9 protein-coding genes are annotated in these 17,734 nt (G+C 37.7%); 4 read left to right on the forward strand and 5 right to left on the reverse strand.

Annotation, left to right across the window (positions count from 1 at the left end; all coding sequences use genetic code 11):
* Positions 1-14 precede the first annotated feature (14 nt).
* The 5 genes from AC0L6O_RS02120 to AC0L6O_RS02140 all read right to left on the reverse strand — a co-directional run bounded on the left by AC0L6O_RS02120 (position 15) and on the right by AC0L6O_RS02140 (position 12,363).
* Complete coding sequence (locus tag AC0L6O_RS02120; RefSeq protein WP_473305948.1) at positions 15-8,423, reverse strand: 3-coathanger stack domain-containing protein; 8,409 nt, start codon at positions 8,421-8,423, stop codon at positions 15-17.
* A gap of 218 nt (positions 8,424-8,641) precedes the next feature.
* Positions 8,642-9,370, reverse strand: coding sequence for a LytR/AlgR family response regulator transcription factor (locus tag AC0L6O_RS02125; protein ID WP_473305949.1), 729 nt, complete (start codon positions 9,368-9,370; stop codon positions 8,642-8,644).
* 9 nt (positions 9,371-9,379) lie between these two features.
* Positions 9,380-11,239, reverse strand: a complete 1,860-nt coding sequence (locus AC0L6O_RS02130) for a sensor histidine kinase (RefSeq protein ID WP_473305951.1) — start codon at positions 11,237-11,239, stop codon at positions 9,380-9,382.
* 29 nt (positions 11,240-11,268) lie between these two features.
* Entirely contained in the window at positions 11,269-11,556 is a 288-nt protein-coding gene (locus tag AC0L6O_RS02135; RefSeq protein WP_473305952.1) for a hypothetical protein, read from the reverse strand.
* Between the two features lie 309 nt (positions 11,557-11,865).
* The gene (locus AC0L6O_RS02140; RefSeq protein ID WP_473305953.1) at positions 11,866-12,363 is read right to left on the reverse strand and encodes a hypothetical protein; all 498 of its coding nucleotides are present in this window, start codon (positions 12,361-12,363) and stop codon (positions 11,866-11,868) included.
* A 241-nt stretch (positions 12,364-12,604) separates the two neighbouring features.
* Between AC0L6O_RS02140 and AC0L6O_RS02145 the strand changes: the two genes are divergently transcribed.
* The 4 genes from AC0L6O_RS02145 (at position 12,605) to secDF (ending at position 17,688) form a co-directional block, all read left to right on the forward strand.
* Entirely contained in the window at positions 12,605-13,672 is a 1,068-nt protein-coding gene (locus AC0L6O_RS02145) for a mannose-1-phosphate guanylyltransferase (protein WP_473305955.1), read from the forward strand.
* Positions 13,673-13,761: 89 nt separating this feature from the next.
* A complete protein-coding gene (locus AC0L6O_RS02150; RefSeq protein WP_473305956.1) occupies positions 13,762-14,151 on the forward strand; it encodes a hypothetical protein in 390 nt (129 codons plus the stop codon).
* 74 nt (positions 14,152-14,225) lie between these two features.
* Positions 14,226-14,582 carry a hypothetical protein gene (locus tag AC0L6O_RS02155; protein WP_473305958.1) on the forward strand — a complete coding sequence of 119 codons (357 nt, stop codon included), beginning with the start codon at positions 14,226-14,228 and terminating at the stop codon, positions 14,580-14,582.
* A gap of 133 nt (positions 14,583-14,715) precedes the next feature.
* Positions 14,716-17,688, forward strand: a complete 2,973-nt coding sequence (gene secDF, locus AC0L6O_RS02160) for a protein translocase subunit SecDF (RefSeq protein ID WP_473305959.1) — start codon at positions 14,716-14,718, stop codon at positions 17,686-17,688.
* The last annotated feature ends 46 nt before the right edge of the window (positions 17,689-17,734 follow it).

The raw sequence follows: 17,734 nt of genomic DNA on the forward strand, positions 1-17,734 counted from the left end.
TGCTACGTTTTCGCTTACTGACACCCCCCAATATCCGCCAAAAATACAGAACCACCTTTGGCTTCAAAGCCCGGCTCAAGGATTACCGTGGCCCCTGCAGAAAAGGTGACTCTGGCAGTTATGGTGATAATCGAACTTCCTGTAATGCCTTGCCCAGAAGATAAAGATTGGGTGTCCGTAATGGTGGTGTTCACCGCTTGATTTGCTACGCAATCAGAGGTACTTATTAAAGTAACTGCATTTGGTAAATAATTTAGGGCAAACTGAAATCCAGAAACCACCGGAAAATTAACCGTGCCAAATTCACCAGTTTTAGTTCCAAAAACCATCAGTGTATCCACTTGTGACCCAGCTGGGTTTTGTAATAAGTTTATATCCAGCACGCTGTTGGTAAGCGTTACCTTATCTCTAATTTCTAATAGATCTTCAGCCCCTAAAACGCCATCTACATCAGCTTTATATGTGGCACTACCCAAATCAAAATCTCCTGTTATAGAAATTTTCCCTGAGGTACTTTCATTCCCAGGGGAAACATGGGCAGTTGCCGTGTTTTCAAAAAGTAGTTCGGTATCGGTAAAAATAGTACCGTTGTTTCCACTTAAACCTCCGTGATTATATAGGGTATCATAATTATAAAAATCAGAATGATTAATGATGATACCATTTACTGAATTAGTCAATGGAGCATAGTTTTCGATGGTTCCAGCATTTACTAAAGTGTCATTATTTGTCAGGGAGACGTAGTTAGCAAAATACCCAAAACTACTAATTGCCATTGTTCCATTATTTGTCAAAAGACTGTCATTGAAAAATAAACCATCAATCATCAAACTACTTTCTGGATTAATAAAAACTATTCCCTCGTTTTTTAAATTTCCAGAGCTTGGCACTACATAGTTTTCCGAAATATTAAAGGTTCTATTTTCGGCAAAAATAACATTACCGTTCCAATTGAAATTACCGGTGGGCATTGGAGCATTATTATAATCTAGAAATAACTTTCCACCAAAAGGGAGCTCCATAGTCCCCAAATTATTGATAATTCCAGCACCCTTAAGGCTTATAGCCCCTTCAATATTTAGAATACCACCAGTAGGAATTCCCAAAGCAGTAGTAACATCCATACTCCCTGTGTCACCTATGGTAAAAGTACCACCACTAGCCCAGTTAAAAGTATTTTCGGGTTTTGTAAAACCTTCTTTATAGATCACAAGATTACCTCCATTATTTAGGTTTAAAACCCCTGTAGCTCCGTTTGTTAGATCTCCATTAGCAGTTAAAGTACCATTGATTGCTAAGATGCTATTGTTTTCAAAAGTCCCATCTACGATAAGCTCTCTGCTTACTTGGACATCAAATGGGCTTTGATTATCGAATACGGTGTTGGCTGCTATTTTTACTATGCCTGCCGATTGCCAATCAAAGGTGCCAGCAGGATAGTTGAATGTGCTTGGGCCGGGGTCTGAAGCGGCCGTTTTGTATTCTAATGTTCCATAGGGTTGCAAAATTAGATTGCCAAGCAAATTATCAAAAGTGCCCGATTGTGTTAATTTAGCTGTACTGACGATAGACCCGTCGCCAATATTTACTGTGCCTTTGTTGGTGAAAATTCCACCAAATGGTATCACAAAAGGCTCCTCTATCTCCATAGTACCCGTAGCTCCTATTTCAATTTCTCCCCCCGGGTTCCAGTTCATTAAAGTGAGCAATGGGTTTACCGTAGAATTCACAAGGAATTTGCCTGCCGAATTCAAGTTTAAGGTGCCGTTTCCTGAAATATCACCATTGAGTACCAAAACACCACTACTATTAATGGTCAAGGTTCCTTCATTTTTTAGGCTGCTAAATTCTGGGACAGTAAGTGAACTGGCGAGTGTTAAGGTACTTTGTGAGCTAATGTTTATATCTCCGCCCTCCTGCCAGTCAAAGTTTCCGGCTGGGAAAGTAACTGCCGGTGTTAAGAAATTCAATTCCCCGCCAAGTTTCAAGTTGATAGCATCGGTATTAGTCAGATTACCGGCTAAGCTAATTTTACCGTTGATATCTAGTGTGCTGGTATTATTAAAAGTACCACAGATAATAAATTCTCTGTTTGCCACTACCGTAAATGGAGCTGCGTTATCAAAAACCGTAAAAGAATCAATTTTTATAACGCCACCATTATTCCAATTAAAACTACCATTTGGGTAAGTAACGGAAGTAGGAGTAAGGTCTAAAGGCGAAGTTTTAAGAATCAAATAGCCCATATCATTTAGGTCAAAAGTCCCTTGATTGTCAATAGCTCCCATCTGGGTCAAAACGCCGTTTTGGTTGATGTTAAGCTGCCCTTTGTTAACCAACTGTCTCTGATAAGGAATGCTGAGAGAGTCACCCAAAGTCAATGACCCCGTACTGGTTATTTCAAAAATACCGCCGGTGTTCCAGTTGAAATTAGTGTTTGGTACGGAAGTTAAAGCACCTGTGATGAGGTACTTTCCTCCGGAGTTAAGGTTGGTTACACCCGTACTAGTGTATGCCCCAGTACTAGAAAGAACGCCCAGGTTATTGATATTAAAGGTTCCATTATTTATCAAAGTGCTGCTGGTAGGTATTTCTAGAGCATTTATAAGGCTAAAAGTACTGCCAGCATTTACTTTAATGTCACCACCAGAAAGCCAATTGAAAGTACCAGTTGGTAGTGAGGCCGTAGGGGTATTGAAATCAAGATTTCCTCCATTATTCAGGTTGAAAATACCTAAGTTATTCACAGACCCTCCATTGTCTATTTCTAGCAGTCCATTGACTTCAAAAATACCCGTGGCTGGAATATTTAAGGCGTTTGCTAAGCCCAAAGAGCCATTTGTACCAATTTTTATTGTTCCTGCATTCCATGCAAATCCAGTTCCAGGAATAGCGGCATTTGTTTTATCCAAAACCAATTGCCCAGTAGTATTAAGGTTTAAAGCCGCTTCGTTAATTTCTAGTGTTCCTTGCTCTGTCAAAATACCTCCTGCTTTGATATTCAAAACTGCACTTTTTTCTATGCCCAGTGTTCCACCCGTTGGGATCAGTAAAGGATTAGTCAAATCAAAAATGCTGGCCGTATCTAAGGTTAACCTTCCTGCATTCCAATTAAAAGTGCCGGCTGGTAAGCTAGCCACTGACTTTTTTATTCGATATTCGCCGTCGGTATTTAAATCGAAAGTTCCGGTATTGGTCAGTGTACCTATTTCGGTTAGCTCTCCACTCGCGTTGATATTTATAGCCCCTGAATTAGTGAAAGTACCAAAATGATCTAGCACTCCGCCGCTATTAACATGGAGTGTTCCAGAATTGGTCACCGAGCCAACCGTGTTAAGGTAACCATTGGCATTAATATTTAGCGTTCCGCTGTTGGTTAAGGTTCTGCCAGCTGGTATAGTTAAAGGACTTTCTAATGACAAAGCAGTAAATTGTGAAACAGTCACTCCGCCACCATTCCACTGAAAATTGCCTTCAGGAAAAATCGCGGTAGGACTTTTAAAGTTGAAATTACCACCACTATTTAATTCTAAAATACCTTCATTTTTGAAAAAACCAACATAACCTACATCAACGGAGATGCGTTCAATGTTAAGGATTCCATTGACAATAAATTTACCATTCGTCGGGATTTTTAAGGTGTCAAATAAGGTAAGTTCACCCAATGCTGATACTTCTAGGGTAGAGTTGGTATTCCAATCAAAATCATTTAATAAATAAGGGACTAGTGCTACAGGTTTAAATCCATCTCCTGATTTATAGCTAGCATAAGTATTCAATTTAATTTTACCGCCATCTTTTAGTTCAAAAAGCCCCGTATAAGAAGCTCCGTCATTGATATTCAGAATACCCTCTACCCATAAATCACGAACAATTGAAGATTCTACATTTTCTGATATATCGAGGATTCCATTCTGCCCTATAATCAGAATTCCAGAAGTATTGGATGATAGGTTTAGTGCTGAGAGTGTATTACCAGGAGTATTTAGTACCAAATGTCCCTCGTTATGAAACCATTTGTCGTTGTTAATAACGCCGTTATTAACAAATGCACCATTATTATAAATGAAGCTATTGTTACTCTGAGTATTGACTACTGTTCCGTTATTAATTAAAGAATCATTATTGGTGATCGTACCTCCGTTATTGATACTACTTCCACTCGGAATTACAATTTTACCATTATTAACCAAAACGGCAGAATAACCAATGTTAAGCGGCGTAGTGACATTAAATGTTATCCCACTGCTAAGTGTAACTATACCCTGTGAATTCCAGTTGAAATTTCCATTGACCAGAAAGTCTGGGCTTTCGTTTAAGATGATATTTCCATGAGCGTTTAAGTCTAAGGTGCCATTGTTTGTCACCACAGCCCCAGGGTTTAATTCTAAAGTACCTCCTTCTATAATTAAACTATCAGCAGTAGGAATGGTAAAAGGTTGTGATAGGCTTACCAGTCCTCCATCTCTTATGGTAACGTCGGCTCCGGTATTCCAAACGAAATTGGCACTGGTAATGAAGTTTGTAGTGTCTCTTATGACAAAATCACCCGTAGCATTTAAAGACAGCGTACCGTTATTAGCTACATCTCCGTTAGGGTTGATTTGAAGCAAACCATCTACATTTAAAGTAGCTGCAGCTGGAATAGTAAGGGTATTTGCCAAATACATATTGGCATTAGGCCCAATGGTTAAATCACCACCGTTAAGCCAATTAAAACTTCCATCCAATGTGATATTTCCTGTATTCAAAGTCAAACTACCTGTGGCGTTCAAATTTAAAGTGCTGGTGTTTTCCATGATTCCATTATTTAGGAAAATTCCATTGATATTACTTAGGCCATTATTTATAAAAGTACTTCCTACATTATTGTTTAGGGTACCATTATCGTCTAATGTCCCATTCACGGTTAGATAGCCGTTATTTTCAAGGGTACTATCTGTCTTGATGGTCATTAAACCATCTATCTGAAACTTCTTATTGGAAGGTATAGTGAAACCGTTTGGCCAATCGTAGGTACTGTTTTCTCCTATGATGATACTGCTGCCGTCGTTCCAGACTATCTTTGTTAAGTCAAAATCTGGAATGGTTTGATTAAGGCATAACCTGCCATTTTCATTGGCCGGAAGTCCTCCTTTTAATTTTACCACGCCATCACCAATCAATGCCCCGCCCTGATTAATTTTGACTAAACCTCCATCATTATGAATGGTGTCGGTAACGGCGTAAGAGATAGTATCATTAAGCACTAATACTCCGGTTGATTGGAGCCTAATTTCACCTAATAAGCCAAAGTTTAAATCTTTGTTTTGCTCTAAGGTATCTGTGATGTTTAGGTTACCGGTTAAATTGATAATTCCATCGTTGGTTAGCTTCTTATTTACAGAAAAAACGCCACCATCCATTTTTAGAATTCTACCTGTAGGTACGGTGTATGGGTTTGCTAATGATAGGTAAGCACCTCCACCTGAGGCTAATGTTCCGCCTACTTCCCAATTAAAATTAGCAGATGGTACGGGTAAAGTGGTATCAAAGCTCAGTCTATATTCCCCTCCAGATTTTACATTAATAGCCCCATTATTAATGATATCGGTGTATATATTCATACTGGCACCGTCATAAATGTTAAATATGGAGCCAGGTGCCAAATTTAGGTTTGACCCAGTACTTATTTGAACATTTCCATAATTCTCAAAAAATCCTCCATTCGGAATGGTTAATGCATTATTGATAGAAAAGCCAACAGCTGGGTTTACTATAATCTTCCCACCACTGTTCCATGTCATTTGGCCGAGGTCAGAACCAGTATTAAAATAAATACTACCTGAAGCATTTAAAACGAAAGTTCCGTTATTAGTAATGCCTCCTGAAAAACCAACCTGGCCCACCCTTAAAATGCCGTTTACGTTTAGATTGCTTCCAGCTGGAATCGTAAGAGGTTCACTAATCGTTAAATCTGCTGAAGTACCTACTGCCATATCACCAGCAACCCAGGTTAGACTTCCCAATGTGGAGGGATTGGAATTATTTAATTCAAAAACACCTCCAGTATTTAAAATAAACTCTCCTGAAGACGATGTGATGCCCCCTGTACCATTTAATTGAAGTAATCCATAATTATTAATTTCTGAATTGGCTAAACCAATTATGTTCCCGCCACTATTCACAATGATGGACCCAATATTAATAAGTCTTTTGGATTCAGATACCGTAAATGAGGAGGTTAAAGTTAAGTTAGTGGAAGTATCCAAAGTCACAATCCCCCCCCAATTAAAAGTTCCACCTGGGAGTAGGATGTTAGGCTGTGTAGCGACTACAAAATTTCCAGATTCATGGTTAAAGGTACCTGAATTGGTAAAGGTGCTTTTATTCTTGAAGAAGCTTTTATTTTTGAAATTTCCGGTATTCGTTAAAGTTTGGTAATTCCAGAAGTCACCTTCGTTTATGAGTTTGCCATTCGTATTATTGTTGATAATATCATGGTTATATAAAAAACCTAATGAAGGTACTATAAGAGTATCATTGTTAGTTATAGTGCCGTTATTTATAAAATCATTTTCCCCAAATCTCATGTAACCATTATTTACGATGTCGGCATTGTTAATAATTTCAAAGAATGGCGGAACATCTACTCGTCCATTGTTGGTTAACGTTCCATTCTCTGGTGTTGGAGATTGATAAAAATCAGCACTTGAAATGGCCGAGATATTAATATTACCACCATTCCATTTAAAGCGATACATTTCTAGGTCATAAGAAACTTCTTTGTTCAGATTTAGAGTACCAGCATTCTGATTAAAACGACCTGAAAAATCAATACCCAAAAAACCATTAGCGGTTAATGTTCCATGATTATTACATGTTCCGATAATGCTTAAAGATTGTGAAAAGGTGCTGGTGCCGTAATTATCAAATTGACCCTCCACTAAAAAGAACAAATCTGAGACATTAGAACTAAAAGTACCGTGATTAACAAAAACCTTCCCTGCTGAAACAGTCCTAAAAATTGGGAAGTTAAAATCTTCAACCAATGCGGTGCCATTAACTCCAAGACCAATGGCACCTCCGTCTTGCCAGTCTACCGTACCTGAAGGGAAAACAGCGTTGGGGTAGTTTAAAAGATACTCGCCACCCGGCTTTAGAACTAAAGAGCCATTATTTACAATGGATCCTCCTGGGTTTAAATTTAGTTTACCATAAATATTCAAAATACCATTGGCGGAGATGGTAAGTGCTGAATTAAGATTTAGGTTTTCGGTAGCCCCTATGTTAAATGTACCTCCACTTAAAATGCTTTCTTCTCCGGTTTCAAAGTTATAAGCATGCCCTATGGTAAGGCTTCCGCCATTAGATGCCACTAAAGTTCCAGAATTGCTTACAAGGCCGCTAAGTTTAAGTACCCCAGTAGAGATTAAAGTACCTCCAGCCGGAATGCTAACCGGCGTAGTAATTTCATTTTCGGTAATGGAGCTTACTGTTACCGTACCTCCGCTGTTCCAAGTTAGATTTCCTGTCGGGTAATTAGCTGTCGGGCTATTCATCGCCAAGTTGCCATTTAATATTATGTTACCGTTGTTGGTTAGCGTGCTATTATAAGAAAAGGTGCCATTTACAGTAAGTATACCATTATTTGGAATAGTCAAGGGTGTTCCAACTGAAGTGACCCCTCCTGCACTAACCACAAAGTTCCCGCCATTCCAGGTAAATGCTGCATCAGGAAACCCTGAGTTAGAAGGTTTCCAAGAGAGTGTTCCGCCTTGATTTAAATTAATAGTGCCTACAGCCAATGAGGGGGCTACGCTGCCGAGGTGCCCTAAATTGTTAAAGTGTCCGCCGGAACTGATTACAATATCACCTCCAAAATTATAGAAACTCCCAGAATTGGTTACAGTAGCTCCAGAATTGACATTCAAAGTTCCATTTCCCCCCGGAAGATAATCTGAACTCATGGTCCCATCATTGGCCAGACTGGCGTTATTATGGAAGGTCCCTCCATATAAATTTAGTCTTCCTGTATTTTCAACTATGAAATTCCCATTATTTATAACAGAGCCAGCTCCTAGACTTTGAAGAGCGTAATCATGGACGGTAACATCTCCCTTCTCGTAAAAAAAACAGCCGACAGCTGGAATACACCATTCATGCCTATTTTTAATAATAATATACCCATTATTTACCACGGTGGTGGCAATAATCATTCTACCATAGATTAGTACCTGATCACCAGAGTTTATGGTGGTGCCTGGGTAAGTATCCCAGCGAGCTTCATCTGTCCATTTTGGCTGAACACCTGCCCAGCCAGCTTTAGGGCTATTGGCAGTATAGGTATAGGTTTCAGCAAAAGAGTTAGAGACCGTTAGAAGCGTTAGCATTATGCTTAATCCTAAAACTTTCTTAAAGGGACACATAGTAAGACTTTTCATTTTCAAAATATGAATGCTTGTGATTTAATCAATTTCTATAGTTTCCTTTTACGGCTAACAAACAGCGAATACTTTTACAAGTAGCCTTTAATATTTATTAACCGGCACTTTCTTAGATTAAGAATTTAATATACTCCTTATCATTCATGTCGTTCAAATTAAAGGGCTGAAACGCCCCCCACAAGGTGTGAAACGGGCTGGACTTGTGATGAACAATATCACATGACCTCTATTCTTTTGACCAATTCTTCGGCATAAGTCTTAGTAATAGGGATTTCAGACTCTAAAATGGTGACCATTGTAGGCTCAAACTTGGTCATGTAATCTAGGTTGACCGCATATGACTTATGTGTACGGAAGAAGTTAGGCCTATTTACTTTTTCTAGAAAATGGCTTAGGCTCATTCTTATGAGTTCCTTTTTTTCTGCCAAATGTATTTCTATATAATTCCCTTCTGCTTTCAGCCAAAGAATGTCACTCACGGGGAGTTTTGTGTATCTATATTTTTCCTTTATAAAAAGGGCGTCTTTAATTACAAGGCCTTCTGTTTCTGGCTTTTCAGATTCTAGTTTTTTTTCTCCTGCTATTTTTAATAAGGCTAGCTCTATGGCCGTGAAAAGTTGTTCTTTCTTAAAAGGTTTTACCAGGTAGTTTGTTGGGTTTACAGCATTGGCTCTTTGAATGGTGGGCCCATCAGAATAGGAGGTGGTAAAGATAAAAGGAACGCTAAATCGTTCGTTAATAACCTCAGCGAGGTCAATCCCGTCCTTTTTACCACCCAAGTTTACATCTAATAGAATTAAATCAGGAGTTCCTTCTTCTAATCGTTCTAAGGCTTCTTCATAATCCATGGCCGTTTCCATAAGATCATAACCCATTGCCTCCAGCATATTTTCCATGTCTGCTGCAATAATTCCCTCATCTTCTACAAGTAAAATCTTTATCATCTTTTATATTTATCGCTGACTTTGATAAGCTCTAATATCTTTAAAAAATACGGTAAAATTAGCCCCATTATCACTACCTGAAGAAAACTTTCCGCGAAGCTGTTTACTTAAAATTTTGACTAATTTTAGTCCGAGTGACTTACTCTTGGCTGGGTCAAAATCTTTTGGCAAGCCTTCTCCATCATCATCTACGTGGAGTTCGTAGTCTATTTTATTAACAGCTTTAATACCAATTTTTATTTTACCGCTATCTCTTTTATCAAAAGCATATTTATAGGCATTAGACACGAGCTCATTTACGATTAGGCCTAAAGGAATAGCGGTGTCAATATCAAACTGAATGTCTTTTGCACTTACTTCCACTTCTATTTTCTGATTCCCTCCAGTAAACATGTCGGACAGGTAATTCACCAATTCTTTCAAATAGTTTTCAATATCCACATCGTTTATATGCTCGCTTTGATATAAATTTTGATGAATCAAACTCATAGCCTGCACTCTGCTTTGGCCTTCCTGAATAGAAGAAAGCACAGAAGGGTCGTCAATATTGCTAGACTGGATATTTAATAGACTAGAAATAATTTGAAGGTTGTTTTTAACGCGGTGGTGTATCTCTCTAAGTAAGGTTTCTTTTTCTGTTAAGGCCGACTGGATAGTCTTGTTTTTATTCTCAATTTCAATATTCTTTGTACTAAGCTCTTCAGAGGTTTTCTTTTTGAGCAAGTACCTATTGTAAAGGAGTAGAGCCAGAAAACTTAATAAGACTAAGCTACCAATAAAGACCCAAGTTCTAAGCCGAGCTAATTCCGCTTCACGGTTTAACACATTAATCTCCGCATCTTTTTTTACGGTCTCATATTTGGTTTGGAAATCAGCTATTTGCTTTGATTTTGTAATGTTTGTGAGTGAGTCATTGAGTGTTAATACTTTTTCGGAGTAGAAATAGGCGGAATCGAACTGCAGCGTAGCTTCACTGATATTTTTCAATTGGCCATAGGCATTTAGAGCTCGGTGAGGTCTTTTTGATTTTTGAGCTATTGCAAGCATTTTTAAAGCATATTCTTTTGCTTTTTTATAGTCTTTTTGCTCTAAATATAGATTTGACAGGTTGCCATAATTATACGTTAGATTATTCTGGTTGTTTATTCTAAAGTTGATAGCTACCGCTTTTTTCAGTACCTCAGCAGCTTTTTTATAATCCTTTTGCCGTTCAATATATACTTGGCTCATGTTATTATAAAGCATTTGCTCTATTTGAGGCTCTTCATCTTTAAGGGTTCTTAAAAGCTCTAGTGCTTGTTCGTATTTTACTAGAGCCGAATCCATATATTGTGGCTTGTCCAAAGTATAGCTAAGGTCTCGCAAGATTATCCCTTGATTATTGAGACTTTCAATACTGACTATAGTAAAATTTAACTTTTCGGCTTTTTCTTCTGCATCTTTTGCTAAGTCAAGAGCCTTGTTTAGATAGTCTACCGTACCTCTTCCTCCACCCATATTTTTATAAATGGTAGAGAGGGTTAGTTGTTCCAGTAATGCTCTTTCTATAAAGCCTAGTTTTTCGAAAGAATTTATAACTTCTAAGCTGTAAGAAACGGCATTTGTATAGTCTGACTTAGCATGGAAATAACCAACCATTTTAGCTTTTGAGAGTGCTACACCTCTCTCAAAGTTGATGGCTTCAGCCATAGCTAAAGCTTTTTTACTAAGTGTAAATGCAGAATCTCTATCGGCTTTGACCGCCTTAGCTTGTTTTAGAATTTGGAGTACTGTGGTGCTATCTCCTTTGCTCTTTGAAAATGACTGTCCTTGAACATCTGTTGCTAAAAAAATGAGGAGTAAGCTATAAAAGGGAGCTAAATATGTCATTGTTTTAAAAGTGTTCTCTGTATTTTTTATCACTTTAGATTCGGTTTAAAGAAAGATTCAAAGTAAGCTTTTGCCTTAAGGCTATCCACTGCCATAAAGTCTTCTCTTTTTTTTAGAGCCCTCCCGAAAGCTATGCTTAGTTCTTTGTCAATGTTTGGAAGACTACGTTGTATCTCAATGTGTTCATCAAATGTCATTTCTTTCAGAGCATTAGATTCCAAAACTAGTTGGAGACTATCTAGATTATAACTCTGAGCGAAAGACAGAGGTAGAGCACAGCAATATATGATAGCTATTGCAGCTAATTTTCGAGGCATTTTAGGTGGTCAGGTTTTGGGGTTGAGTAAAAACTCTGTTTCCAAGATATGTTTTTATAGTATATGAACAACCGTTCAATAAAAAAACTTTCAAATCAGACTGTCAGTCAAAAGGTGATTTTAGGCTTTTTTGGGATGGTAATAGCTTGTAAACAAGTCTGTTTAGTGTTCGTTTTGCGAAGCTTTGACTAATGAGCGATAAAAATGGGGCAATTTAGTAAATCATGCTATTTATGGACTTGCCTTAAAGCAAAAAGCCGACTGAAGAACTCTCTTCAATCGGCTTTCTAAAAACAGACTTTTTATTCCTTAAATTTTGCGAAGCAAATAGCCCGGAGCGTCAAAGGCGATACCGTTATCAATCATTAATTCGTCTTCACAAATTCTGATTGTTCCCTTTATAAAGTTGTTGTCGTTAAGGTCGGTGCCAAATTCGTCTGTAGTAATTACTATAGAGCGGTAGCCATCTTCAGAAACATTATCATTGATGCTGTAGGCATTTGTAAATACACTTTCACCTGCATTAGTAACAAATACACCCCCGTCTTCTTTAAACTCAATCTTGATATTTGGAACTTCTTCGGTAGGCATCATAGTAATCATTCCTTTTAGTTGCCATGTTCCTACTATCATAGTACGGGCATCTTCAATAGAAGGAAGACTCTCTACTTGTTGACCTACACAGTCAAATTCTTCCAAAGTTTCTGCTTCAATAAATGCAACATCATCGATTGCTTCGCTTGCCACATCTTCGTTCTCGCAAGCCATAAAACTTAATACACTTAATACTAATAGGATCTTTTTCATTTTTAATAATTTACGTTTATGCCCTTTATAATGCTTTAAGCATAGCATTGGTTGTATTGATATTTCAGATTATGGAATTTTATTTTAAATAGTACTATGGTGCGTTAAAATTTAACGCTACTAATGAGGGTCTTGCAATAAGCTGTTTTTAAGTTTAATTCTGTATTGAAATTTTATTGGAAGAGCATACCAGAAAGCTTAGTTTTGTAAACAGCTCAAACTATTCACCGTAAATAAGAACATGAAAAATAATTACTTAGTCATAATGGCCGGAGGCGTAGGAACAAGGTTCTGGCCTTTCAGTAGAACAACCTTCCCTAAACAATTCCATGATGTTTTAGGAACAGGTAGAACACTTATTCAACAAACAGCTGACAGGTTTGAAGGCGTATGTCCTAAAGAAAATATTTATGTAGTTACTGGTGGTGAATACAAAGATTTAACGCTTGAGCAGCTTCCTTTTCTATCTGATGGGCAAGTCTTATGTGAGCCTGGAAGAAGAAATACCGCTCCATGTATAGGCTATGCCTGCTATAAAATTCAGAAAAAAGATCCTCACGCAAATATTGTGGTAGCCCCTGCTGATCATATTATTTTAAAAGAGGAAGAGTTTAAAAGAAGAGTAAATGTAGCAATTGATTTTGCTCAAGATAATGATGCCCTTGTTACGTTAGGTATAGAACCTACACACCCAAATACAGGGTATGGCTATATTCAGTTTAATGATACAGATGGTGACGTGAAAAAGGTAAAGGCTTTTACAGAGAAGCCTAATTTAGAATTTGCCAAAATGTTTTTAGAAAGTGGTGATTACGCCTGGAATGCTGGGATTTTTGTTTGGTCAGCGGCTTCTATAACCTTGGCTTTTGCAAAGTATTTACCTGAAATGGCGGAGGCTTTTAATGCAGCACAGAAAGATTTTTATACCGATAATGAAGTTACGTCTTTAGAGTCAGCTTACTCTAGATGTAGAAGCATTTCTATTGATAATGCTATCATGGAAAAAGCGGATAATGTTTTTGTGGTGAAAAGTGATATTGGCTGGTCTGATTTAGGTACATGGCGTTCGGTTTATGAAAATTCTGAATTAGATAATGAGTCAAACTCTATTGACGGTAACGTATTGGTGTACGACACTAAAAGTTGTGTAGTTAAAACGCCAAAAGATAAATTAGTAGTGGTAAGTGGTTTGGAAGGTTATATCGTTTCAGAGTTTGGTAATGTATTAATGATATGTAAACTGGAAGACGAACAAAGAGTGAAACAGTTTGTGGCGGATGCCAAAGAGGTAGGAGAGGAATATATATAATGAGAAATTTTATTTTTTTGTTGTGCATTGGGTGCTTGTGGTCTTGTAATAACATAGAGCGTTTAGATACAACTAAGATTAAAAGCCAAATGGATGCTTACAAAATTAAGAAGGTATCCGAATCTGAGGTATTGGTAGTGCTAAATGATAAAGGAAAAGAGGTAGAAGGCTTACTTATGAAACTAGACTGTACCACCCAGTTAGACTCTTTAAACGGAGTAGCAGGTCTTAAGATAGAGAAGGTTTATCCTGAAAACTATGTTGCTTTAAACGAAAAGGAGAAAGGAGTGATTGAAGCTCTAGCGTATTCTTTAAAGCAAAAAGAACTCTTCACTGCTACGCCACAGAAGCTCTCTGAAACAGAATATGCCTATTATTTTTCAAGCAATAGTGCTACATGTAATGATAGCACAGACTCTAGTGATTTCTTTTGGCGGGTACTTTTTCAAAAGGAAATTTTGGTCAACGCAATCAAGTAAAAGGTAATAAGTTCAATTATCTGGCATATTATTTGAATTTTTTTGATAAAAGATTGTAGCTTTGCGGCTTCATTATGAAAGAAAACCGTCTTATTATTAGAGCCTTCGGCGTTTTTATGAGCATTTTTATGCTCACGGCCGTGCTTTCGAAAAGCTTGCTTAGTACGCAGGTTTTGACGGATGTGTCTGTTTCTACAGACCAAAATAGCGATGACCCCGACGAGGAACAAACTTATTTTAGTGAGTTATCTTCGGAAGTAGTTATTCCTTCTAATGCTTTTAGTTTTAATAGCGACTTAGTTTTTTTACTTAGCCCTACAGTTAAGTTTTTACCGCTTAGTGACGTTGTTGCTAATTTTGTAAAGCCAATATTTAAGCATTCTTATTTTGATAAGCTTTTTGAGCTTCATATAGCTATTAATGCACCCTGAGTGCTGTAAATGATTGTTTTTCCTAACAGTCATTAAACTCCAATTTTATTAAATCAAAACATTTGAGGTGTCTGAATACCCCACGGATTACCTGTAACACAAAAAGTCTTTCAATAGGGGCAAAATTAAAAATATGAGAAATAGAGGTGGAATTTTAACGCTGGTAGCCATTTTCTTGGCGGTTAGTGTTTATTATTTGGTCAGAACTTACAAGGCCAATAGTATTAGAAATGATGCAGAGGTTGCGGCCATGACTGCAGACGGTAACGTAGACAGACAAGTAAAACAACGTTATTTAGATTCTCTTTGGAAACAACCTGTTTTCTTAGGAACTACATTAGAAGATTTAACTAAGCAAGAATTAGGTTTAGGTCTTGACCTTCAAGGTGGAATGCACGTAATTCTTGAAGTTTCTCCTAACGATATCGTTAAGTCACTAGCAAGTGGTTCAAGAGACCCAAGAGTAGCTCAGGCTATTGAAAGTGCTTCTGAAAAAGCAATAACTAGCTCTGACCACTTTGTAGACCTTTTTGTAAGCGACTTTAAAGCATTGGCTCCTAATGTGCCATTAGCAAGAGTATTCTCTACAGCGTCTAACAGAGGTGAGTTAGGCTTAAACTCTACAGATTCAGAGGTTACTAATTATGTAAAAGACGAGGTAGATGGAGCTTTTGACCGTGCCTTTAACATTATCCAAACACGTGTAGATAAGTTTGGTGTGGCTAATGCAAACCTTCAAAGACTATCTGGAACAAATAGAATTCAGGTGGAGCTTCCGGGTATTGATAATCCGCAGCGTGTAAGAAAATTACTTTCTGGTGCAGCGAAGTTAGAGTTTTGCGAGGTTTACGAGCCACAAGAAATCGGAACATCTTTAGAAGCGTTTTCTGCTTACCTATCTCAGCTTGATTTAGAAGAGCAAACTAAAAATTTAGAGAAACTTGCTACTAGTGCTCCTGCTGTATCAAGTACAGATACATCTTCTTCTGCTGGCGACTTAGCTTCTCAACTTACAGGAAGTTCTGATAGTACAGGTGGGCTTGGAGCTGATTCTTTATTGTCAAACAATGCTTTCAGTAGCTTGTTTATTGGCGGTCAAGGTGGCTTAATGGTAAGAACAAAAGATTCTTCAAAAGTGAATGAAATCTTACACAGACCAGCGGTGCGTCAGTTATTCCCAGCTAATCTTAGTTTTGTTTATGACGTTAAAGCGTTTATGAACGAAACAACTAACGAAGAGTTAGTTAGTTTATACATGGTTAAAGATTTGGGTCATGCTCCTTTAGAGGGAGATGTGATTTCAAATGCACGTCAAGATTATGACCCTACTACAGGTCAGCCAGATGTTAGCATGCAAATGAATGCTACTGGTTCTAGAAAGTGGAGAGATTTAACTGCAGCTAATGTTGGTCAAAGAGTAGCTATCTTACTTGATAACTATGTTTATTCTGCTCCTAATGTAAACCAAGAGATTACAGGTGGTAACTCTAGCATCTCTGGAAACTTTACTTTAGAAGAAGCAAGTGACCTTGCAAACGTTCTTAAAGCGGGTAAGCTTCCTGCTCCAACACACATTATTGAAGAAGCTATAGTAGGAGCCTCAGTAGGTGAGAGTGCTGTAAGAGCCGGTGTGATTTCATCACTTGTAGGTTTATTAGCGGTATTGATTTTTGTATTGGTTTATTATAACAAAGCAGGTTGGATTGCTAACCTTGCCCTTATTGTCAACCTTATTTTGCTTTTAGGTGTGATGGCGTCTTTTGGTGCTACATTAACACTTCCTGGTATTGCAGGTATGGTACTTTCTGTAGGTATGGCGGTAGATGCCAACGTACTTATTTATGAACGAATAAAAGAAGAACTGGACGAAGGGAAACCTTTTGCTACTGCTGTAAGAAACGGTTTTAAATTTGCGATGCCGTCAATTATTGACTCTAACGTTACTACTTTAATTACCGGTATAATCTTATTTATCTTCGGTACTGGTTTGGTTCTTGGATTTGCTACCACTCTTTTGATTGGTATTTTCACTTCTCTTTTCTGTGCCATCTTCATTTCGCGTTTAGTGTTTGAGCACTATATCAAGAAAGGTAAAACAGTGACTTTCTTTACTGCTTGGACAGAGAAAATGTTTAAGGATACTGACATTGATTTCGTTAATAAGCGTAGAGTCTTTTATATGATTTCTGGTGCTATTATCATTGCAGGTGCTGTTTCTATTGGTATTAGAGGCTTTGGTCTTGGTGTTGATTTTAAAGGAGGTAGAACTTATGTTGCCAAATTTGAAAACTCTGTTAAAACAGAAGACGTAAGACAAGCGATGGAAAATGCAGGTTTCACTGCAGAGGTAAAAACGTTTGGTGGTTTTGACCAAGTTAAAATTACTACAGCGTATGAAATTGATAACACAGACCCTAATGTAGAGTTACAAATTCAAGATCAGATAAACGGTGTAGTAACTAGTTTAAATGGAAATCATGGGGAGGTGGTTAGTTCTTCTAAAGTAGGACCTACTATTGCGAATGACACTATTTGGAACTCGCTGAAAGCCATTCTTTATTCCTTGATATTAACTTTCATATACATTTATGTAAGATTCCGTAGTGTGGCCTTTAGTTTTGGTGCTGTGGTTGCGGTATTCCATGATGTATTGGTGATACTTGGTATCTTCTCTATTTTCAATGGCATCTTGCCATTCTCTTTAGATGTAGATCAGGCTTTTGTAGGTGCGGTGTTAACACTGATGGGTTATTCTATGAATGATACCGTGGTAGTTTTTGACCGTGTACGTGAGTACCTAAACGACAAGAGCAAAGCCAAAGAAGATATTGTTAAGGTTATTAATAATGCCTTGAACAGTACTTTGAGTAGAACGGCCGTAACAGGTATTGCTACTTTATTAGTATTACTTATTCTTTTGATATTCGGTGGTGAAACCATTCGTGGCTTTATCTTCGCTATGTTCTTGGGAGTTATAGTAGGAACTTATTCTTCGCTTTATATTGCTGCTCCTATCGTGGTTGATGCTATGCAAAGACAGCTTTTGAAAGAGAAAGACGCTGGTCTTAAGGCTGCTGAAGTAGCTGTAGCTGGTGCTAAGAAATAAGCTTTAATACTTATTTAGAATTTAGAAGGGCTGTGTTGATTTAATA

It is taken from the genome of Arcticibacterium sp. GJ41-1, assembly GCF_055808875.1.

What these genes read in the sequence shown, in the direction of transcription:
- AC0L6O_RS02120 (WP_473305948.1), bottom strand. Translation starts at nt 8,423, where the DNA reads ATGAAAAGTCTTACTATGTGTCCCTTTAAGAAAGTTTTAGGATTAAGC.
- AC0L6O_RS02125 (WP_473305949.1), bottom strand. Translation starts at nt 9,370, where the DNA reads ATGATAAAGATTTTACTTGTAGAAGATGAGGGAATTATTGCAGCAGAC.
- AC0L6O_RS02130 (WP_473305951.1), bottom strand. Translation starts at nt 11,239, where the DNA reads ATGACATATTTAGCTCCCTTTTATAGCTTACTCCTCATTTTTTTAGCA.
- AC0L6O_RS02135 (WP_473305952.1), bottom strand. Translation starts at nt 11,556, where the DNA reads ATGCCTCGAAAATTAGCTGCAATAGCTATCATATATTGCTGTGCTCTA.
- AC0L6O_RS02140 (WP_473305953.1), bottom strand. Translation starts at nt 12,363, where the DNA reads ATGAAAAAGATCCTATTAGTATTAAGTGTATTAAGTTTTATGGCTTGC.
- AC0L6O_RS02145 (WP_473305955.1), top strand. Translation starts at nt 12,605, where the DNA reads ATGAAAAATAATTACTTAGTCATAATGGCCGGAGGCGTAGGAACAAGG.
- AC0L6O_RS02150 (WP_473305956.1), top strand. Translation starts at nt 13,762, where the DNA reads ATGGATGCTTACAAAATTAAGAAGGTATCCGAATCTGAGGTATTGGTA.
- AC0L6O_RS02155 (WP_473305958.1), top strand. Translation starts at nt 14,226, where the DNA reads ATGAAAGAAAACCGTCTTATTATTAGAGCCTTCGGCGTTTTTATGAGC.
- secDF (WP_473305959.1), top strand. Translation starts at nt 14,716, where the DNA reads ATGAGAAATAGAGGTGGAATTTTAACGCTGGTAGCCATTTTCTTGGCG.